The sequence below is a fragment of the Tsuneonella amylolytica genome (assembly GCF_003626915.1).
Classification (GTDB): Bacteria; Pseudomonadota; Alphaproteobacteria; order Sphingomonadales; family Sphingomonadaceae; genus Tsuneonella; species Tsuneonella amylolytica.
In genome coordinates, this window is record NZ_CP032570.1 from 1141022 (window position 1) to 1160699 (window position 19678).

24 protein-coding genes and 1 tRNA gene are annotated in these 19678 nt (G+C 61.6%); 15 read left to right on the top strand and 10 right to left on the bottom strand.

Annotated elements, in window-relative coordinates; translation table 11 throughout:
* Nucleotides 1-118: 118 nt before the first annotated feature.
* The 3 genes from D4766_RS05590 to D4766_RS05600 form a co-directional block, all read right to left on the bottom strand.
* Nucleotides 119-1600, bottom strand: coding sequence for a hypothetical protein (locus tag D4766_RS05590; RefSeq protein ID WP_162935669.1), 1482 nt, complete (start codon nucleotides 1598-1600; stop codon nucleotides 119-121).
* A 324-nt stretch (nucleotides 1601-1924) separates the two neighbouring features.
* Nucleotides 1925-2176 (bottom strand): XrtV sorting system accessory protein, encoded by a 252-nt coding sequence (locus tag D4766_RS14180; RefSeq protein ID WP_407701504.1) that lies wholly within the window; start codon nucleotides 2174-2176, stop codon nucleotides 1925-1927.
* A gap of 116 nt (nucleotides 2177-2292) precedes the next feature.
* Nucleotides 2293-2808: a CAP domain-containing protein gene (locus D4766_RS05600; RefSeq protein ID WP_120716560.1), complete on the bottom strand. Its 516-nt coding sequence runs from the start codon at nucleotides 2806-2808 to the stop codon at nucleotides 2293-2295.
* An 881-nt stretch (nucleotides 2809-3689) separates the two neighbouring features.
* Between D4766_RS05600 and D4766_RS14100 the strand changes: the two genes are divergently transcribed.
* The gene (locus D4766_RS14100) at nucleotides 3690-4313 is read left to right on the top strand and encodes a L,D-transpeptidase family protein (RefSeq protein ID WP_120716562.1); all 624 of its coding nucleotides are present in this window, start codon (nucleotides 3690-3692) and stop codon (nucleotides 4311-4313) included.
* A gap of 1413 nt (nucleotides 4314-5726) precedes the next feature.
* Here the strand turns inward: D4766_RS14100 and D4766_RS05615 are convergent.
* Nucleotides 5727-6365, bottom strand: coding sequence for a PEPxxWA-CTERM sorting domain-containing protein (locus tag D4766_RS05615; RefSeq protein WP_120716563.1), 639 nt, complete (start codon nucleotides 6363-6365; stop codon nucleotides 5727-5729).
* Between the two features lie 1843 nt (nucleotides 6366-8208).
* Between D4766_RS05615 and D4766_RS05625 the strand changes: the two genes are divergently transcribed.
* From D4766_RS05625 to D4766_RS05655, 9 genes are all read left to right on the top strand, one after another.
* Nucleotides 8209-8715, top strand: coding sequence for a helix-turn-helix transcriptional regulator (locus tag D4766_RS05625; RefSeq protein ID WP_162935671.1), 507 nt, complete (start codon nucleotides 8209-8211; stop codon nucleotides 8713-8715).
* 66 nt (nucleotides 8716-8781) lie between these two features.
* Nucleotides 8782-9102 carry a hypothetical protein gene (locus D4766_RS05630; protein WP_162935672.1) on the top strand — a complete coding sequence of 107 codons (321 nt, stop codon included), beginning with the start codon at nucleotides 8782-8784 and terminating at the stop codon, nucleotides 9100-9102.
* A gap of 13 nt (nucleotides 9103-9115) precedes the next feature.
* On the top strand, nucleotides 9116-9595 hold the full coding sequence (locus D4766_RS13750) for a hypothetical protein (RefSeq protein WP_162935673.1): 480 nt from the start codon (nucleotides 9116-9118) through the stop codon (nucleotides 9593-9595).
* Nucleotides 9544-9957: a JAB domain-containing protein gene (locus D4766_RS05635; RefSeq protein WP_162935674.1), complete on the top strand. Its 414-nt coding sequence runs from the start codon at nucleotides 9544-9546 to the stop codon at nucleotides 9955-9957. Before D4766_RS13750 ends, D4766_RS05635 begins: the two co-directional genes overlap by 52 nt.
* Nucleotides 9954-10358: a MarR family transcriptional regulator gene (locus D4766_RS05640; protein ID WP_120716568.1), complete on the top strand. Its 405-nt coding sequence runs from the start codon at nucleotides 9954-9956 to the stop codon at nucleotides 10356-10358. Before D4766_RS05635 ends, D4766_RS05640 begins: the two co-directional genes overlap by 4 nt.
* Nucleotides 10359-10417: 59 nt before the next feature.
* Nucleotides 10418-10606 carry a hypothetical protein gene (locus tag D4766_RS05645; protein ID WP_120716569.1) on the top strand — a complete coding sequence of 63 codons (189 nt, stop codon included), beginning with the start codon at nucleotides 10418-10420 and terminating at the stop codon, nucleotides 10604-10606.
* Entirely contained in the window at nucleotides 10603-10788 is a 186-nt protein-coding gene (locus D4766_RS13755; protein WP_162935675.1) for a hypothetical protein, read from the top strand. Before D4766_RS05645 ends, D4766_RS13755 begins: the two co-directional genes overlap by 4 nt.
* 43 nt (nucleotides 10789-10831) lie before the next feature.
* Complete coding sequence (locus D4766_RS05650; RefSeq protein WP_162935676.1) at nucleotides 10832-11368, top strand: PilZ domain-containing protein; 537 nt, start codon at nucleotides 10832-10834, stop codon at nucleotides 11366-11368.
* Nucleotides 11369-11464: 96 nt separating this feature from the next.
* Nucleotides 11465-12052, top strand: a complete 588-nt coding sequence (locus D4766_RS05655; protein ID WP_120716571.1) for a response regulator transcription factor — start codon at nucleotides 11465-11467, stop codon at nucleotides 12050-12052.
* Here the strand turns inward: D4766_RS05655 and D4766_RS13760 are convergent.
* A complete protein-coding gene (locus tag D4766_RS13760) occupies nucleotides 12049-12750 on the bottom strand; it encodes a hypothetical protein (RefSeq protein ID WP_162935677.1) in 702 nt (233 codons plus the stop codon). The genes D4766_RS05655 and D4766_RS13760 overlap by 4 nt on opposite strands.
* Nucleotides 12751-12905: 155 nt before the next feature.
* Between D4766_RS13760 and D4766_RS05670 the strand changes: the two genes are divergently transcribed.
* The 5 genes from D4766_RS05670 to D4766_RS05690 all read left to right on the top strand — a co-directional run bounded on the left by D4766_RS05670 (nucleotide 12906) and on the right by D4766_RS05690 (nucleotide 16934).
* Nucleotides 12906-13850 (top strand): MBL fold metallo-hydrolase, encoded by a 945-nt coding sequence (locus tag D4766_RS05670; RefSeq protein WP_120716574.1) that lies wholly within the window; start codon nucleotides 12906-12908, stop codon nucleotides 13848-13850.
* A gap of 20 nt (nucleotides 13851-13870) precedes the next feature.
* Nucleotides 13871-14278, top strand: coding sequence for a protein tyrosine phosphatase family protein (locus D4766_RS05675; protein ID WP_120716575.1), 408 nt, complete (start codon nucleotides 13871-13873; stop codon nucleotides 14276-14278).
* Nucleotides 14279-14359: 81 nt separating this feature from the next.
* Entirely contained in the window at nucleotides 14360-15805 is a 1446-nt protein-coding gene (locus D4766_RS05680; RefSeq protein ID WP_120716576.1) for a cytochrome ubiquinol oxidase subunit I, read from the top strand.
* Complete coding sequence (gene cydB, locus D4766_RS05685; RefSeq protein ID WP_120716577.1) at nucleotides 15805-16809, top strand: cytochrome d ubiquinol oxidase subunit II; 1005 nt, start codon at nucleotides 15805-15807, stop codon at nucleotides 16807-16809. Before D4766_RS05680 ends, cydB begins: the two co-directional genes overlap by 1 nt.
* Nucleotides 16810-16811: 2 nt before the next feature.
* Nucleotides 16812-16934 (top strand): DUF2474 domain-containing protein, encoded by a 123-nt coding sequence (locus tag D4766_RS05690; RefSeq protein ID WP_120716578.1) that lies wholly within the window; start codon nucleotides 16812-16814, stop codon nucleotides 16932-16934.
* Here D4766_RS05690 and D4766_RS05695 read toward each other — a convergent pair.
* The 5 genes from D4766_RS05695 to D4766_RS05715 all read right to left on the bottom strand — a co-directional run bounded on the left by D4766_RS05695 (nucleotide 16931) and on the right by D4766_RS05715 (nucleotide 19676).
* On the bottom strand, nucleotides 16931-17242 hold the full coding sequence (locus D4766_RS05695) for an ArsR/SmtB family transcription factor (RefSeq protein WP_199798103.1): 312 nt from the start codon (nucleotides 17240-17242) through the stop codon (nucleotides 16931-16933). The two genes, D4766_RS05690 and D4766_RS05695, sit on opposite strands and share 4 nt — an antisense overlap.
* Nucleotides 17243-17425: 183 nt before the next feature.
* Nucleotides 17426-17501 (bottom strand) — tRNA-Lys (locus D4766_RS05700).
* A 28-nt stretch (nucleotides 17502-17529) separates the two neighbouring features.
* Nucleotides 17530-17985 carry a 2-amino-4-hydroxy-6-hydroxymethyldihydropteridine diphosphokinase gene (folK, locus tag D4766_RS05705; protein ID WP_234024907.1) on the bottom strand — a complete coding sequence of 152 codons (456 nt, stop codon included), beginning with the start codon at nucleotides 17983-17985 and terminating at the stop codon, nucleotides 17530-17532.
* A gap of 47 nt (nucleotides 17986-18032) precedes the next feature.
* Entirely contained in the window at nucleotides 18033-18896 is an 864-nt protein-coding gene (aguB, locus tag D4766_RS05710) for an N-carbamoylputrescine amidase (protein WP_120716579.1), read from the bottom strand.
* A 9-nt stretch (nucleotides 18897-18905) separates the two neighbouring features.
* Complete coding sequence (locus tag D4766_RS05715) at nucleotides 18906-19676, bottom strand: SIMPL domain-containing protein (RefSeq protein ID WP_120716580.1); 771 nt, start codon at nucleotides 19674-19676, stop codon at nucleotides 18906-18908.
* Nucleotides 19677-19678: the final 2 nt, after the last annotated feature.

The following is a 19678-nucleotide window of genomic DNA, read 5'->3' on the forward strand; positions in this document are numbered from 1 at the left end:
CTAAAGTACGCCGCAGAGCGGAATGGATCGATATCGTAGTTTTGTCGCCTTCAGTGAGGAGCAGCAGATTTTTTGCGAACCGATTTTAGCCTATTGATCTGAATGTTTTCATCACGAATTATTCGCCTTTATACATAACTCGCTGACCAGTCGAGGCTACGGCAATTCCCGCAGCGAAAGGGAGTAACCAAAGCATTCGCATCGTGTAGCGCGCATCCGGTTTCGAGAACGCGCCACAAATAAGTGCATTCGCGAAAATCGCGACTAGAAGCACTGCGACATATCGACCCGCTTGTGAGGCCAACGCCGACTTTCCAGCTCGCATAAGTGCATAAATAAGAATGAAAACGCTCAACATTGAGCCAACGGCACATAGAACTTCAATTTTCTGCAACGGGAAAGTGCCGGCGTAGGCGCGGGTCCCGAGGATGTGCGCCTTGACCATCGGAGGATAGGACTTGTCTATTCCGCTGCGGTTGAGTTCGGAGAGGTTAAAGTTGCGTAGGCTGAAGTCTGCCAACCCTTCAACACTACTTACAGCAACATGCTCGATGAACCGAAGGGGGTCGGCGAGCGCAACGGCAACAAAGAACCGCTTGTCTTGGGCTGCCAACAATCTTTGCGAAGTCGGCGTTGCGATCTGGAAAACTCCGTTAAGCCGGTTTTGGCTCCAAAGGAAGTTATCAGACGCCTTGGGAAGCTTGCCACGATAGCGGCAGATTTCGAAACTCGAAGGCGAGAAACAATGATTCTCAAGGTATGCGTTTCCGGGCCCCTGATCGACAAGGCGCGCGGTGAGAAATGGGGGTGAGATCGGTGGGGCACCGGTTTGTTTTGTCACGGCATAATCAAAGGCAAAGTTGGCGACGAGAAACGATGTGACTATGATCGCGCCAAACACTGCATTCATCGCGCGCTCCCGTATTTGAGTCACCGTAATTCCGAGAAACGCGATGGGCAACGCCAATAGCAGATTGGTTGTGTGAAAGGTGATTAGAATTGCCGAGATTACGAGCGCAGCAAAAAATTCAACCGGAGTGAATTGGCGCCGAAAAAACAGGGCTAATGCGAAGAAGGCGGAAAAAATTCCGGTCCAAACATCGGGCATCAATGTGCAAGAGTAGAGCGGAAGCGGCGATGCGAGGCTAATAGCACAAACAGATAAGGCGAGCATTTTTTTATCAAACGCAACCGCTCGGCTGACGATTGAAAGAATGAAAGACAGAGTCGCAGCGACAAGCGAGCATTGGAAGAATACTGCTCCGAGCGGTCCAAACCAGCGAATAGGCAGGTACAAGAGAGCGCCGTAATAAATAGATCGCCCTTTGAGGACCGGGCGGGTCGGTTGGACAGTAGTAGCGCCCGGTTTTGAGGGCGATGTGATGGGGGTCGAGCCTATCTTAAGTCTATCGGACCACTCGGAAGGACTGCCCGTTACAACGACAAAAGCAGCATCGGCGGCCCGAATGTAGTTACTAGTATCTGGATGCCAAAATGGCCCGCCGTTCAGTGCCGCGGGCCAAGTCAGACCAAGGAGGAAAGCTGTAAAAACAGCGAGCAGTGTTCGCGTAGGCATGCGCCGACCACTCTGCTCAACCATCAGTACGACCCCATCAGTTGTTCAGCAGTTCGCCATGGTCCGTTAGCCATCACACGGATCGAAATAGCGGCAGCTTGGCGTCCCACGCGTGCTCGGCAACTCGGCGACTCTTAGCCGAAGAAAGGCTACGGACGCGGCCCATTCGTCATATATAAGATCATTGTAAGGCCGGCACTATGAGCGACACTCGCCACCTTTTCGACACCCTTCGCTAGCTTCAGCCGAACATGCCGCCGAATGGCACCCTGCGACCAAAGTGTTGCGATTGAGTGAGTTTGCTTTTTTTTGAAGAGATCAGCCCGGTGGTGGTCAAGATCGATAGCTTTAGCGAACAAACGGAAGCTGCAATTTCAAAACCTTGAACACATAAAGAACAACGCCAAGCAGTATTGCTGCTGCTAAAATCGGTATGCCTTCGTTTCCTACGTAGTTTGCAACCGCGCATGCGACCGCAGGTGGGGCATACTGCCAAAGCTCATCGCGAGGCTCTTCTTCCTGCGACCTCTGAATGAGCAGCGTGACCAATCCTGCGAACATGAAGACTGTGAGCCAGTCCCAAACCGTTTCCAAAGCCACAACTCCTTAGCACCAGGTGGTGCACGACCCTCCTTAAGCTAGTTTAATCAGCTCGTCGACTCTAGCGAGCCGACGAACCAGCTTTGGAAGGCATACGGGCTCCTGACGCCCAAAGTTTATCGAGGCAGCGCCCGCTGACCTACCACATTTCCTGGTTGCGCATATCGACAAACCAAGATTTCCTCGCGTCCGAGTGCGCTCAAAGCGCAGCCTACAGAGTCCGTGGTTTGCCAAACGATTTGGGTGTAATGACTCACGTCTGCAGGGTTACCTGTCACGCTGTTGTGGGGGAAGACCCCGGGAGTAAAGTTGCGTTTCTCAGAAATCCATAGCCCAACCATCTGCTCGGGAGTGAAACTCGATGGCGTTCCTCCCCAAAGATTCTCACCTTGAAGGGGCTTTCCCGCTTCATTTGGAGAATGTTCAAATTGACCGGATGAGGAAAGGTGGTCGGCCCATGTTTGCGCTTCCCTAGCCAGCCCGTCGTCCCAGGATAACGGGGCTACACCCAGTTTCTGTCGCTCGCTGTTGTGTGCCTCAAGAATCCGCTGCTCCATTCCCCCGGTGCGTGTTTGAACGCCGGTTTGGCCAAGCAGGATTAGGGTCAGCAGGACATATTTGTGGAGTTTCATCAGGCTCACCTCGTCGATGGAACCTGGGGTCGTTGCGCTTACGACGAGGTCAAACGTTGCGGTTAACAACGTTTTAAGCTAGTGCCGCCGTCTCGACTCGTATGGTCAGCGGAAGCCTTGTTTCAGCGGTAACGCTGTGTCGGTCATGTGTTCCATTTCAGGATGCGCACGCCGTCGGATTCGCAATGAATTTGTAAAGGCGCATTGATGAGCCATGGACATTAGACGGACCCTTCGTGACAAGCCGAAAGCCTCTCTGCGTATGGGGCTTTTGATCGGCGTGGTCCTGGCGACTTCTCAAATCCCTGGGTCGAGCGATCAAACGCTTTCGGCGAGCGCTGGGGACGTATTGAAGTCGTTCCTTGAACGATCTCCCGGTGCCCGAGGCATAGTGGACATCATCAAGGGGCGGGCAGCCAGAGTTGAGGGCGATCAGCGGCCACCTCCGTCCGAGATCCCAACACAGCGGGCGCTCGGAAAAATTTTCGAGACTGCTCCAGAGGCTGTTGTTGGTGGTGATGTACCGCCGACAATCTTCCTGCCCGATGATATCGGGGCAGCGTCCGATACGATCGTTCCTATCGCAGACGTTGGTTCACTTCCCAACCTCCCAACAGGGGGAGCAAATTCGGTTGGCTCTGGCGGATTAATCGGCGGACCGGGCGGAGGGATCCCCGGAGTCGGCGGCAGTAATCCTGGTGGCGGGACCGGTGCACCATCTCCCGCACCGCCCGCTCCGACAATTCCAGATGTTGAATCGGCAGTTCCAGAGCCCGGTACTTGGCTGCTCCTGATTTTCGGTTTTGCGGCTTGCGGAGCCGAATTGCGGAGGAACCGACGTCGCCGTCTCATAGCTTTATCGGGCTGACGGTGCCTTACTTATGATAGCCCGACCGATTGTTATTGCCTCAGCTGGCTGCCTTGCTGTCTTATTGGCGGCGAGTGTCGCCAAAGGGCATCTCGATCAGTTACATCAGAGAGATCGCCTAATCGGCAGCGAACTGAGGCCTAGGTCGGCCCCCGCTATCCGTTCGCAACTTTTGCCCGCGCAAGCCGGTAGAGCGGCGCAATCAGGGCTTCTACCCTCCGGAGTGAAGTCGCTGCTTTCAGTGAATAAGCCCCTTACTTATGGCCAATTCATCTGGGCAGATCGCGAACAGAAGACCGGGCCTATTGAGATATGGGTGGACTTGGATAGACAAATGATATCCGTGTTTCGCGAAAAACACGAAATTGGAACCGCCGTTATTATATATGGCGCGCCCGAAATGGGAACTCCAGTTGGACGCTTTTCTATTCTGCGAAAGATTAAAGACTACCATTCTAGATCGTATGACGCCCCGATGCCATACTCCTTGTTCTTGACTACAGATGGCGTCGCCCTCCATGAGAGTCCGATCTCGCGCCGCCGCGCTACACACGGCTGTATCGGACTCCCGGAGGAGTTCGCCCGATTGGTTTTTGACGCGGCGAAGACTGGCGATCCTGTCACCATCGTGCAGTAAGATCCAAAAAACCAGTCCGAGCACGTCGCTTACGGTGGGAGTTCCAGCCGGTTGCCCTCCGCGGAGGTTCTAGCCGAATCTGCAAAGGACGAGTTTCTCGTTCGCGCCTGTGGGCCGCCCTCCCCACCGAAAGCGGCCCTATCGGCCAAAAGGCGCCCTTGTCGGGTTACTACCGAATCGATGGGGTAGATGGCACCCTTGACAAGGGTCTGCTTAGCACGGGCAGGGAAAAGCGGAGGGAGTAATTTCAACCGTTGATAATCAAGCTTTCCCATCGCTCCATGATTGCGATGACACGGAGCTTGGCTCCTTTCAGGATTAAACAACGAAACCCCCATAAATTCGTCCCAGTTGCCTTGCCTCGTGACGTACTCTCAGTCCTCGCAATTCCTGCTGCTCAATCGGCAGGACCATTTGAGCCGATGTCCTTCGCTTGGACGCGGCGCAGACCCTTTGTGCCCAAGAAGGGCCGGGAGCGTCCTATCTATTGTGCCATGGCATTGACCTGTAGGCTGCCTAATATTTGTCAAACTTTGGCGTGAGCGGTTGTCTTGATTCAGCACAGACGATTCCGCAATCTTGTCATAGTCGAATTGGGTCTCCTTAAAGGAGCTATGGATATGTGCACGGACGAAGCGAGGCAAATTGCGGCATTTGTACGGCATCAAGCGGATCACTGCTTAACCGTCTCTACTGCAATTCCGGACAATTACCTTATAGACGCTCGCCCTAGAGAGGTCTGGCTCACCGTCGCTGAGGTATTGAGAACCGTGGCTGGCGAGATTGAGAATGGCGCACACCAGCAGAACACGCGAAGTGATTGTTCTGCCGATTTAGATCCGCAATAGCACCTTGGCCATGGAAGCTAGTTTGTCGGGATAAGATTCCGAATTGTGTCCGCCGACTCTCTCCGGCGCTCGGGACAGCGCATTATCTGGCGAAATCGTCCTAGTCGCATTTCCCGCCGCTCGCGTTGCTCCCACTGACAGGGCCAGACTCCCGGCGAGGATGGCAATGCAAGCTGCATGCTCGATCAATCGGCCAGCCAGCGAACCGACGGCGCGGGTTTCATTGCGCGCTGAGCGGACCGGATCCTGTCCATATCTCGCCCTTTAAAAGCATATAGGCGCATTAGCGTGTTCAGCTGGATAGCGATGCAAAAAGGTAAAGTGCTTGGCTCTTATTGCTACATCTCTTTCAAGCCTACGAGCAAATCAGAATATTGCTTCGCCGCTTTCGCGACAGCCGCGCGTTCGCGCCGTTGCTAATCACCAAGAGATGGACCGAGGACGCTGCGTGGCGGATGTAATTGACGGCGAGCACCTTTGGACGGTGCGCTACATCGATCTCGCCGGTCGAGATCAGGTCGTTAAACCTCAGACCAAGCAGCTCGCCTTCTGGCTTCGCGACGTCTTAGCTAACCACGGCTGCACGAGCATCCAGGTGATCCGCCCGAAACCCAAGCGATTGCGCCGGCCGGCGGTTTCTGCGGCGCATGACGGCACCCACGAAACCGAAGCCAACAAGCAGGAGCATCCAGGTGCCCGGCTCCGGAACCGCCGGGGTCGGCACGCCAGTCGCGAATAGCCGGGCGTTGGAGAGACCGGCGCGATTAAAGGTGAAGGTGTCGAGCCCGCCCTTCAGATTGCCCGCATCGAACAGATAAAACGCAGTGCCTTGATAGCCGACGCCGGTCGATTGACCCTTCGCCGCACCAACATGGACCGCGATCAAAGTCTGCCCGTACAGTGCCGTATTGAAATTGATGTTCTTGCCCGAAAGGCTCGGCAAGGATTCGAGAATGGGCAAGGTCGAACCCGTGTAGGAGGTGCCCAGCAACGCATTCACAATCGCAGCGGAATCATTGAGCGAGGAGCTGCGACCGCTGTCCAGATTCCCGGAATAGAATCCCGAACAAGAGGTTGCGGTAACCGACAGGTCGCTCGTCGAGCACGACGTCGACCCTAACATCGCTGCTGCCTCTGCCTGCGCTGGAGCGAATAGGGCAGCAGCAGTCGCGGCGGCAGCGAGGAAAAGCTTGGGAGCGGTCATGGCAATACTTTCGAACAATTGCCCTGCCGAAATGAGCAAGGCAGCGACTCGAAGCTGAGCTGCTGTCGCTGGTGATCGAAATACTCTCCATGAGAGTTAACCGGAAGCTAATTAAATTCAGCGAGTCCCGATGTGGGATTCCCGGATTCTGTCGGGCTTGCTTTCACACATTCGCGGTACGCCGGGCTCTACCAACGCGTTTAGAAACCAAGACAAGCTACGCGTCGGCCGACAAGCGGGTTTCGGCCGAAGATATCAGGAGAAGGGTCGAAACGTGCATATTGCGGCGTTCTCGATAAACATAGCCTCCTTTAGGACCAAAAAGCGAGCCAACGCGTTCCTATCCTTGAATCGTCACAGGAATCTTACATGACTATGCGTTGGCGCGTAACCGCTCAATGCGAAGCGGATGAAAGAGAAGTCGTGCTTACCGAGACGAAACACTTGGCCGACTTCATTTCGGATTGCTTCGTCGACAAGGGGTGTTCGGATATCAAGATTACTGATCTTGAAGAGAACAGCCGCGGCCCCTCGGGATAGCCTGACCAATGGACCTCGAACCTAACTATGTGTCTGACGACCGAATGACCAAGCGCGAGATGTGGATGTGGGCGCTATGCGCCTTCGCAGGCATGACGGCCGGCATCGCTGGGTGGGCAGCGCTTGCGTGGTTTGATCTGTGAAAATGGTCCAGCGGGTTGCGCTCCCGCTGGACCGAGTTGCGGACCCGGATGCATTGCGGGTCCCAAGGCAGCAGGTGAGTTTGGAGGATAAAGATGGGATTGCTGCTAGGCCGATATATGCAGAGATAGTTGCCGAAAGCTTGATGGGACAACTCGCTACGATCCGCTCGAACCACTTTTCCATATAATCAGCCTGGTTACCCAGCACTCTAATCAGGACTATGTGGAGATTGAAAACGAAACGGCTCCCGCGATTTGCCGCACGGGAGCCGTCGCTTTGGGGCTGGGATAGGAGCCCTTGGGTCGGATGTCACTTTAGCGATCGGAGAGCGTTTGTCCAAGGCCGACAAACGCGACGACGCAATCTGGTACAGTTCCGATATCCTCCTCGCCTTGCTCGGTTAAGTTTGTCAGAGGCTGGTCCGGTTACTCGAAGGTCACTGTTGCAGACGAGCCGTCGCAAAGGTTGAGCAAGGCGTACCCATCACCTAATGCTGCAATTCCTTCTCATTGTTATGCTGGTTCTCTTGCCGGCCGCCGTGATGGCCGCCGCATGGTTTGACATCTTTCGGCCACGGAGACGACGTCGGGAAGCAAGAAGGAAACGAAGAGACGATCGTCGATTAAAGCAAGCCCGCTACCGCTTTTGGGTAATGTTCTTGCGACCATTCCGACAGATTCGCCTGACCGATCAGCGATCAGCCGACGAGAAGCGTAAAGACGTGGATTGACCGCGCTGATTGCGGCCCATTTCAAGCACCGCCAAGCTGCGCAGCATCGAGATCACGTACCGAGGCTCCAGCACACCCTGGTGCTGGCCGACGAAGCTGGCCCCCTTGAACTCGTCCCACGCATTGACCAGGCCATGACGTCAAGCCCGGTCAACTGCGGGCTTGCCGACCTTCCATCCGGGCGATGTGTCGCAAACAACCTCATCCGAAATGGACGGACCGCGCTCGCCCGTTTAAGGGCGGCCGAAATTCACCCTGTTCGTTAAACGGCGGCTAGGTGGATTTGCTGAAAGCTCAACTCACTTGAACGGGTCGCCGCGTTCGACATGACAGGCGTTCAAAACTCGGCCCCGTCTGGGCATCGGTTCTGCACGCAAAAAGGTGTATGATGGTTAAGTCGTCATTACCATCGACGTGAAAGGCAAGGAAGTGACCACGCAGATCCTCACGGCCGAACTCGCGCGGTCGCTCGCGCAGCTCACGCCGCGCGAGGCCGAGGTCCTCGCGCATCTTTCCCAGCACAAGACCAGCAAGCAGATCGGCCTCGATCTCGATATCCACGAAAACACCTTGAACAAGGCGATCGCCTCGGTCCGCTCGAAGTGGCAGACGCGGGACCGGTACGAGACGGCGCAGGTCTACCAGCGGCTCACGGAGGGTGTGGGAAATCATCCCCCCCAAATTCTGCCCCATGACGACGACACGGATGGCGATGCAGACGACGTCTCGGACCTACCGACGACGGCGACGTTCCGCCTTTCCGACGTGTTTGCGATTGAGCACGGCGGGAATACGGAAGTTCCCCCGCCGGCGGGTCTGGAGGTACTCGATTCCTGGTTCGGCCGGGGCTGGCGGTTTGCCGCCATTCCCGTCCTGGCTCTTTTGGTCGCGGCTACGGCGCTGGTGGTCACCGCCATCGCCACCAGCCTGAGCTGAGGAGCCGAGCGGGGCCCGAGTCCTTCTTCCAGCAACCGGGCCCGCCGGGCCGTGGAGACGAAGAAGATGATGACCCCCCAAGTTTCCGCCATGCGGATCGCACGCGAACTCCAATCCCTGGAAAACGATATCGACGCGCTGATCGCCAAGGCGGGCGCGCTCGCCGGTCAGGTTGCCACTGCCCGGGTCGACGGCGGCTATCCCGCCGCAACCGGCCATCGCGCCATTCTCAAGCTGCTGTCCGCAACGCAAAAGGCCGGCGAAATCCGCAGCGACCTCGTCCGCGCCCACGAGGATCTGCGGCACATCGCCGAAACCGCCGACTTCCCGACCGCCTGTCCGCCGCAAGCCGTAGATCAAGACGCGCCGCTGCGGGTCGCCTCCTGAAGATCGGGCTGCCGTGACTGCGTTCCAGTGGCCCGTCGTGGTCTTCTTCGCGGTCATGGCAGCCACGACCCTCGTCGCTGTGCGCTGGGGTGACCGGGCGGAGCGATTCGGCGCGATGCTTCTGGTCGCCGTACTGGCGCTACAGACGATCCTGCGCCTAGTGATCGCACCAGAATTCGATGTCGTCGATCCAACGTCCGTCGTGGTTGATGCGGTCGCATTCGCAGGCTTCACCTGGCTGACATTCAATTCACGGAGGTTCTGGCCATTACTCGCCGCTTCCCTTCAATTGCTGAGCTTGGCCACGCATGCCGCCCGCGCCTCGGGCCTGCACGTGGACCCGATGGTCTACGCCTACATGAAGAGCGTGCCAACGTTCTTCGTGCTGGTGGCGCTGCTGCTGGGGACGCTGTTCTATCAGCGGCGCCGACGCAGGGCGCTGTGCGCGCGCTGTTCCCGCGGCTCGAAACCGACGGTGCGCGGGCAGCCCTGACCGATGCGTTCGGCCGGCTCGCCCAAACCGCGCGCGAGGCGTTCGTGTTCTGCCTGTTCGATCGCACAGGCCGGCCGATCTGCTCGTTCACACGCGGCGGTGGCGCGGGCTCGATCGAGCTCAACTTCCGCGACGTCATCGAGCGCGCGCTCGGCAACGCGGCGCACGGCATCGTGCTCGTCCACAACCACCCGTCGGGCGACCCGACCCCCAGCGCGGACGACATCGCGTCTACCCGCATGCTGGCGGCACTGTGTCGACCGCTCGAACTCGAACTCCATGATCATCTGATCGTCGCAGGCGACCGCATATTTAGCATGCGCCGGGCCGGGTTGATCGAAGCCAACCGGAAAGCCGCATGAACAAGCGCAGCACGATCGACTGGTCGCAGGCGACCGAACTTCGCGGATCCGAGGCCCGCAGGTCCACGGTGCAGGACGCAGCCGAGGCGGAACTTGCCGCTTTGCACAACCGGCGGACCAGGATGCCGTCGTCCCGGCTCAGTGATACCGAGTGGGCGATCCTGCTCGAATGCTTCGTGGCCGATGGAGACGGCAAGATCCTCGCCACCAAATCCATGGAGGCGGTTGCGGGCGTTTCGTCCTCGACGACGTCGCGAATCATCGATTCCCTCGAAGGAAAGGGACTTGTAACCCGCGCCGGCTTCGAAGGCGATCGCCGCCTGCGCCTGGTCCGGATTACCCAAGAGGGCCGCAGCGCCGTCCGCACCGTGTACCGAGGCGGGTCGGAGGCACTCCAGTGAGCGGGTTTCAACGCCAACCTCTCATCCTCGTCAGCGACCGCGGACGGTGCGTGCCGAGCATGCCGCCGCTCGATGAAATCGTGGCCCGCCTCAATAGCGAGGCCGTGCCGCGCATGAGCTTCCGGGCCCATTTGGGCGGCTTCCCGGTTTCCCACGCTCGCGGCCACCGCACGCATCTGACGGTGGCGGTGGCAGCCGGTTTCGCTATCGGAGCCGCGACAATGTTCGCGTTGAGTTGGCTGGCATGAAAATGGGCCCCCCCCTGCCGAGCCGGACCCGCACCGGTCGCCCCATCATCCGGCCCGCCCAACCGCTTCCCGAGGCAAGTCGAAACCCGTGCCAGTTCGTGTGGGAGCCGTGGGGAATCGCCGCGGTCGTGGGCGTGGCGGGAATCGTGGGACTCGTGCGCGGGGCCGAATTCCTCCATTGATCGAAACGGGTCCGAGACGTACCTGATTCGCCGGGATGAACCGTTGAGTGCCGACGATACCTTCTTCGTGGCTCGTAAGGGCCGCGTCTGGGCGTGTTTCCTCGATGGCAGGCCCGCCGTCGATCTCGGCCCAGAAGCGGTCTTCTGGACGGCGGCCGAGGCGTTCGCCGAGGAACGGTTCCCGCAGCAAGACTGCGCTCCCACCCCACAGTTTGCGAGCCCGTCCTTAATTGCTCCCGCTCCGGTGGCTGCGGAGAGACTGCCCCCGGCCGTTTCCTCCCGCACCGTCAACGAGCGGAGCCAGGAACGGCGCGAGGTGTCGATCGTCGGCCGGGTCTTCGCGGCAGGCGGCAGTCGCGAGGTGATCATCCACGACCTGTCCGAACAGGGATGCCGGATCGAAGACCGCTCGCAGATGAAGCTGCGCGAGGGCGGGCATGTTACCGTCAGGATCGGTGAGGTCGGCCCCATCCCGGCCACAGTGCGCTGGATGCATGCGGAGGAGATCGGTCTGCGCTTCGACAATCCGTTGTATCCTTCGGTGCTCGATCACATTCACGCGCAATTCGGACGGCGATGATCGGCGGTGCCGGTAGGTACTGCTACCTATCGTGGGAACCCCGTAAGTCGAACTGCGTAAATTAACCGGTTTACGCTATTTTACGGAGGGTTGCCGATGCGTCCAACGATCGTTCTTTTTGACGGGAACGAGGGCAGGCGCGCCTCGATCGCGGGCACTTTGCGGCGCATCTGGCACGTCGAACCGTTCGACGACATCGCCGATCTAGTCCGGTTCAGAACCGACAACGTCATCTTTGCGCTCGTCGACGACCGCGACGGCGATGTCGAAGCTGTGGCAGAGGCATTGGGTGACGCGGGCATCCCCGTGATCGCGTACAGCGACACGATTGAGGTCAGCCGCGTGGTCGACCGGTCGCACGCCGGTGCCATCGACTATCTTGAATATCCCTTCGATTTCAAGACGATCAGGGGCCGAGTCGAAAACTCGCTTCGCCAGCGGGGGGGAAGTACCGACGAACGGCGCCGGAAAGCTCAGGCGCGCGCAAAGCTGGATTCCCTTTCCGCGCGGGAAACCGACGTGATCCGTGCGGTCGCCATCGGAAGCTCGAACAAGGGCATTGCGCAGCAACTCGGCATCAGCCCTCGGACGGTGGAAATTCATCGCGCGAACATGTTCAAGAAACTTGATATCGCCTCCGCCGCCGAGGCCACTCGCCTCGCCATCGAGGCTGACCTTGTTTAATTAATGCGGTTGCTTGCGGGGGTCGGTCCGCAGGTGATCGCCTGCGCGCAGGCCCGCGCCATTGCACCGCAGAGCGCGCTCGTATGATCGGCAGCCTGTACCGTGTGCTCCTCCGACCGGTCGGGTATCCACGCCGAAGCAATCGCGATGCCACCGGGACTGCGTGACATCATGTACCCGAAGACATCGCCCGCCAGCAAAGCCGCCGCGCTCTCGTCGGCACCCGCATCGAGAAGCCTGTCGAACGATCCGTCGATCCGGTCGCGATCGAAGCCCGCCAGATTAGGTCCGATCTGACGCAATATCTCGCAAAGCCCACGAAGGGTGTCGACAGGGGGGTTATCGCCTTCGCACCGACTGGCAAGATCATCGAGCTTGCTCGGAAAGTCGCTTATACCAAAGGGGGCGCCGTCGTTCACCTCTTTGCAAATCGCGTCAAAATGGCGGAAAGTCAACGTTTGCGCTTTCTCTCCGGCAAATCCCGTCGTCGGGACGGAATTCATGCCGGTCGCCGCTAGGAATTGCGTACGCTGGTTGGGCGCTGGCCCATTCCGGAAAAGCATTCGTTTGCGCTGGCGCTGGCGCTGGCGGACCTGCGCGCCGGTAGTCGCGAGGACTACGCCGCAGCGTTCGGTCACGGCGTTTTCGCGCGAAATCTGGCTCTGGGCAACATTTGGAACAAAGCGTTCGTGCGTCATGTCCGATCCCTGCCGCAACCGGATACCGCCCGTGCCGCCGTCGCAGAAGCACAGCGGCGCGGTGCCGGGTTCGACTGCGCCGCGCTGGAGGCGCTGACCCTGACGTGCGCCGCGGGCGGTTGACTTCTCGACCCTTTATATTAGATAGATCTCATATGGCTGAACCGAGCATCACGGACGACCCGCCAATCGTACATGCGGCCGAGCAAATACGGCGCGCTTCCGCCGACGCCTCCCTGCGCCCGAGCATCGCCGGTTTCTTCGACGAAGCGACGAACACCGTCAGCTACGTCCTACACGATCCCGTCACGCGCGAGGCGGCGATCATCGATTCGGTTCTCGATTACGAGGCCGCATCGGGACGCACCTCGAACGGTTCGGCGGACCGCATCGCCGAGTACGTCGCGGCAAGCGACCTCAAGGTCGCCTGGCTGATCGAGACCCACGCGCATGCCGACCATATTTCCGCCGCGCCCTACCTGCAGGAGAAACTCGGCGGGCAGCTTGCGATCGGCCGCGGGATCGTCCGCGTGCAAGAGGTCTTCGGCAAGCTGTTCAACGCCGGAACCGATTTCGAGCGCGACGGATCGCAGTTCGACCGATTGTTCGACGACGGCGACACGTTCCGGCTGGGCGGCATCGAGGCATCGGTGCTGCACGTGCCCGGTCACACCCCGGCCGACATGGCGTTCGTCTTCGGCGATGCGGCGTTCGTCGGCGACACGATTTTCATGCCCGATTTCGGCACCGCCCGCGCGGATTTCCCCGGCGGCGACGCGGGCGAGCTCTATCGCTCGATCCGCCGGCTTCTGTCGCTTCCGGACGAAACCCGCCTGTTTCTCTGCCACGACTACAAGGCGCCGGGCCGCGACGAGTTCGCCTGGGAAAGCACCGTCGGCCAGCAGCGCCGCGAGAACGTGCACGTGAAGGACGGAACCACCGAAGCGGAATTCGTCGCGATGCGCACCAGCCGCGACAGCACACTCGCGATGCCGAAGCTGATCATGCCGAGCGTGCAGGTCAACATCCGCGGCGGCCGCCTGCCCGAGCCCGAGGACAACGGGGTCGCCTACATCAAGATACCGATCAACGCGGTCTGATTCATCGAGGAGTAGTTGGTATGGAATTGAGCAATCTCGGCAAGGGATACGCCGTCACCGGCCAGATCGCTCCCGGCGATATCCCCGCGATGCGCGACGCAGGCTACGCCGCGATCGTCTGCAACCGCCCGGACGGGGAGGCACCCGGCCAACCCTCCTCGGCCGAGGTGCGCGCGGCGGCGGAAGCGGCCGGAATCGCTTACCGCTACAACCCGCTTTCTCCGGGCGAACTCACCCCCGGCCATGTCCACCGCCAGGCCGATGCCATCGCCAATGCGGACGGGCCGGTCCTCGCCCATTGCGCCAGCGGCAAACGCGCCGCCATGCTGTGGGCGCTCGCCAACCCCGAAGGGCTCGGTGCCGACGAGCGGATCGAACGGGCCGGAGCCGCCGGTTACGACCTGTCGGATATGCGCGGGCAGCTCTGATCATTCCCGCGAGCGCGGCGCGCATCACGCGTTGCAATCTTCGCGTCGCCGTTTTGCCCCGAATGCGCTAGTCATGCGGACATGTTCGACAACGCCGATGCCCTGATCCTCGCGCGGATCCAGTTCGCGTTCACGGTCAGTTTCCACTTCATCTTCCCCGCCTTCTCGATCGGGCTCGCGAGCTTTCTCGCGGTGCTCGAAGGGCTGTGGCTGAAAACCGGCAAGACGCGCTATCTCGATCTCTACCGCTACTGGCTGAAGATTTTCGCCGTCGCCTTTGCGATGGGCGTCGTCTCGGGCATCGTCATGTCCTACCAGTTCGGCACCAACTGGGCGGTCTTCTCCGACAAGACCGGTCCCGTGCTTGGCCCGCTCATGGCCTACGAGGTGCTGACCGCCTTCTTCCTCGAGGCGGGGTTCCTCGGCGTCATGCTGTTCGGCATGGAGCGGGTGGGCAAGCGGCTCCACTTTTTCGCCACCTGCATGGTCGCGTTCGGCACGTTCGTATCGGCCTTCTGGATTTTGTCGGCGAACAGCTGGATGCATACGCCGGCAGGCTATATCCTGGGCGCGAACGGCCAGTTCCTGCCGGGGGAAAGCTGGTTCGACATCGTCTTCAATCCCAGCTTTCCCTACCGCCTCGTCCATACCGTCATCGCCGCCTACCTCACCACCGCGTTCGCGGTCGGCGGCATCGGCGCATGGCACCTGCTGAAGGGCCGCGCGAACGAGCACGTGCGAACGATGTTCTCGATGGCGATGTGGATGGCCGCGCTGGTGGTGCCGGTCCAGATCGTCGCCGGCGACATGCAGGGCCTCAACACGCTCGAACACCAGCCGGCCAAGGTCATGGCGATGGAGGGGCATTTCGAAAGCCACCCCGACGGCGCGCCGCTGATCCTGTTCGGCATCCCCGACAGCAAGGCCGGCCGGGTCGACTACGCGATCGAGATCCCCAAGGCCTCCTCGCTGATCCTCAAGCACGATCCCGACGCCCCGCTTGCCGGGCTCGACACCGTGCCGGAAGACGAGCGGCCGCCGGTCGGCATCGTCTTCTGGTCCTTCCGCATAATGGTCGGTCTCGGCTTCGCGATGCTGGGTATCGGCATGTGGAGCCTCTTCGCGCGCTGGCGCGGCAGGCTGTACGACTGGCCCTGGTTGCACCGGGCGGCGCTGGTCATGGGTCCGTCGGGCTTCGTCGCGGTGCTCGCCGGCTGGATCACGACCGAGGTCGGTCGCCAGCCGTGGGTCGTCTACGGACAGCTGCGCACCGCCGACGCCGCCAGCCCGCTCGACGCACCGGCCGTCGGTGCATCGCTGCTTGCCTTCGTGCTCGTCTACTTCGCGGTGTTCGGCGTCGGCGTATGGTACATCCTGCGTCTCGCGGCCAAGTCCCCGCATCCCGGCGAAGGCGGCGTGGCCGAGGACATGGACGCGCCGATCCGCACCGCGGGCATCACCCCGGGACCGACCCAGAACCCGGGCGATCCCGACAAGCTGCCGCGCAACCGCGAGGAGGCAGAGTAATGGTGCCCGATCCCACCCTCTCCGCGATCTGGGCGTTCATCATCGCCTTCGCGGTGTTCGCTTATGTCGTGATGGACGGCTTCGACCTCGGCATCGGGGTACTGTTCCCGACGTTCGCGCCGGGGCGCGAGCGCGACCGGGCGATGAACTCGATCGCGCCGGTGTGGGACGGCAACGAAACCTGGCTGGTGCTGGGCGGAGGCGGCCTGTTCGCCGCATTTCCGCTCGCCTACGCGGTCATCATGCCGGCGACCTACCCGCTGGTCATCGCCATGCTGCTCGGGCTGGTCTTCCGCGGCGTGGCGTTCGAGTTCCGCTGGCGCGACGACCGCCACCGCGCGTTCTGGGACGTGGCATTCACCGGCGGGTCTCTCGTGGCGGCAATGGCGCAGGGCATGGTGCTGGGCGCGCTGCTGCAGGGAATCGAGGTTTCGGGCCGCGAATACGCCGGCAGCTGGTGGGACTGGCTCACCCCCTACACCCTTCTCACCGGGATCGGCACGGTGGCGGGCTACGCCCTTCTCGGCGCGACCTGGCTGATCTGGAAGCTCGACGGCGAAGGGCAGGCGCACGCCCGCAAGCTCGCCAAACGGGCCTTCTGGGCGACCGCCGTGCTGATGGCGGCGGTCAGCATCTACAACCTCGGCCTGCGCACCGAATATGCCGAACGCTGGCTATCGACGCCCGACCTGTGGTTCGCGCTGCCGGTGCCGGTCGCCACCGCGGTGCTGGGGCTGTGGTTGCTGCGCGCACTCGCAAAGGGCGAGGCGCTGCCGTTCTTCCTGTCGCTCGGGCTGTTCGCTTGCGGCATGGCGGGCCTTGGCCTCACCATCTGGCCAAACGTCGTCCCGCCCTCGCTGACCATCTTCGAAGCCGCCGCGCCCGAGCGCAGCCAGTGGTTCATGCTGATCGGCGTCGGCCTGACGATGCCGCTGATCCTGGCCTACACCGGCTGGGCCTACTGGGTCTTTCGTGGCAAAGTCGCGCACGAGGGGTATCATTGACTGTGCCGTCGCCGCACCCTGCTCCGCTGTGGAAGCGCCTCGCGTGGATGGCGGCGATCTGGGCGGGCAGCGTGGCCGTGCTCGGCGCGGTCGCGATGGTCCTGCGCGCCTGGATCGGCGCCTAGCCCGCGTCCGGTCCGCAGAAGCGCATGTAGAGCGTTTCGAGCAGCGCCTTCGCATCCTCGCTGTCGAGCGAATAGTGGATGAACTGCCGGTCGCGCCGGGTCTTCACCAGTCGCTCACGGCGCAGGATGCCAAGGTGCTGGGACAGCGCCGACTGGGACAGCTCCATCTTTTCCGCGATCTGGCCGACCGTCTTCTCGCCGTCGACGAGGTAGCACAGGATCATCAGCCGCGATTCGTTGGCCATCGTGCGCAGCAGATCCGATGCCTTTGCGGCGCTGGCTTCCATCGCCGCGAGCGGCATGTCCATTGCGAATTCTCCGGTAATGCGTCGCCGCCCCGCACGCGGCGGTTTCGAGTGCGGATATAACAGCTCACCTCGCCGTGTGAAAGTCGGCAGCATTGCGAAGCACGCAGGCCTGAGCCGTTCCAGACGGCGACGGGTTTCACGTGACGGGACTAAATCGGTGATACCTGGCGGAACCGACGAAAGTGGTGAGCCCTGCTGGGTTCGAACCAGCGACCTACTGATTAAAAGTCAGTTGCTCTACCGACTGAGCTAAGGGCCCAAAACACATTGCCTTGGCGAGGCGCGCCCTAGGCCAGCGGTGTCGGGCGGGTCAAGCGGGCTTGGAGGTGGCGGACGGTCAGGCCGGTCAGCGGATCGCGCCAGCCGGGGGCGACGGCGGCAGCGGGTCCGAGGACGAAGGCGCGCCGGCGGAACTCCGGATGGGGGAGGATGAGCGTTTCGCTCGCCCACGGGCCGCCGCTCCACAACGCGATGTCGAGATCGAGGACCCGCGCGCTCCAGCGCTGCCCGCGGCGCCGGCGGCCGAAATCGCTCTCGATCCCCTGCAGCACATCCAGCAATGCCTCCGGCGCGAGACCGGTCGCCACCCGGGCCGCCGCGTTGGCGTAACGGCGATGCGAGGGACCCAGCGGGGCGCTTTCGATAACCGGCGAAACGGCTTCGACCGCAAGGCCTGCATCCGCCAGCGCAGCGACCGCCGCCGCGATCACCCGCCGTGGCGGGCCGCGGCGGGGGTGCCGCACGTTGGATCCCAGCGCGACGACATAGCGGTGCGGGCGGCCACCGCCGGTCAGACGTCCTCGCAGATGCGCCCGTAGAGTTGCGGGCGGCGGTCGCGGAAGAAACCCATGCCCGCGCGATGCCTGGCCGCCCGGGCGAGGTCGATCGCGGCGACCAGCACGCCGCTTTCCCCGGCGCCGAATTCGGCGATGTAGTCGCCCCATTCGTCGGTCACGAAGCTGTGGCCGTAGAATGTCTGCCCGTCTTCGGTTCCGATGCGATTGCTCGCGATCACCGGCATGCAGTTGGAGACCGCGTGCCCCAGCATCGCGCGGCGCCACATGCGGCTGGTATCGAGCGTGTCGTCGTAGGGCTCGCTGCCGATCGCGGTGGGATAGAACAGCAGCTCGGCGCCCATCAGCGCCATCACCCGCGCGCTTTCCGGGTACCACTGGTCCCAGCACACGCCCACGCCGATCCGGGTGCCGAAGACATCCCAGACCTTGAACCCGTCGTTGCCGGGGCGGAAGTAGTACTTCTCCTCGTAGCCTGGTCCGTCGGGAATATGGCTCTTGCGGTAGGTCCCCATAATCTCGCCGTCGGGGCCGATCATGGCGAGAGTGTTATAGTAATGGTGCGCGTCGCGCTCGAAGAAGCTGGTGGGGATCGCCACGCCGAGCGATCCGGCCAGCGACTGCATCGCGCGCACCGAGGGATGGTCTGCCGTCGGCCGCGCAAGCGCGAACAGCTCTTCCTCCTCCACCTTGCAGAAGTACGGGCCGGAGAAGAGCTCGGGCGGGAGGACGATCTGCGCGCCCTTGCCCGCCGCGTCCTCGACCAGCGCCGAGACGGCGTCGATATTCGCCTGCTCGTCGTGCGACGACAGGTCGAGCTGGAGCGCGGCGACGGTGACGGTGCGTTCGCTGGAAGCCATCCCGGGGGGTTATTTGCCGCGCAGCGCGAAGTCCACCTGAATGAACACGTCCGAGCTGGTGGTGCCGATCATTACGCGGGGCGGGGCGCCCGGCGGGCGGGGCGCGGTGTTGACCGGCGGCGGAGGTGCGACCGGCGGCGGCGGGCCGGCCGCCTCTTCGGCCATGACGGCGGTGGCGTCCGCGGCCCGGAAGTAGGTGTTGCCCTGACTGCCGCCCGCATCCCGAATGTAGAGGACCCGGCTGATCTCCATGTCGGCCGCGTTCGCATACGCCTCCGCCCGCTTGCGCGCCGCCTTGTAGGCGTCGGCGTAGGCGAGGTTGGCGACACTTTCGGGGTCGGTCATCGACAGGTTCGGGCCGCTCACCACGTTCGCCCCCGCATCGGTCACGGCGGTCACCGCCTCGCTGACCCGGTCGGCCTGGCGCAGTGTCACGTTGACGATGTTCGAAGCCTGGTACTGGCCCCTGCGCGGACCGTAATCGAGCCGCTGGACGCTGACGGCGCGGGTCTGGATATCCTTTTCGGTCACCCCGACACCCTGCAGTGCCGCCACGATCTCGGCGATTTTCTTCGCGTTGGCCGCGCTGGCGGCGGTGGCGCTGGCCGCCCAGGTCTCGATGCCGGCCTGGAACTCCGCCTTGTCGGGTCGGCTTTCCGCATGGCCCGATGCACTGACCGACAGGAGGGTCTCGTTGCGGTCGACACCGCGCGCGTCATTGGCGCGATCGGTACACCCTGCAGCCAGCAGTGGGAGGGCGAAAAGGGCGAGGCGGCGCATGG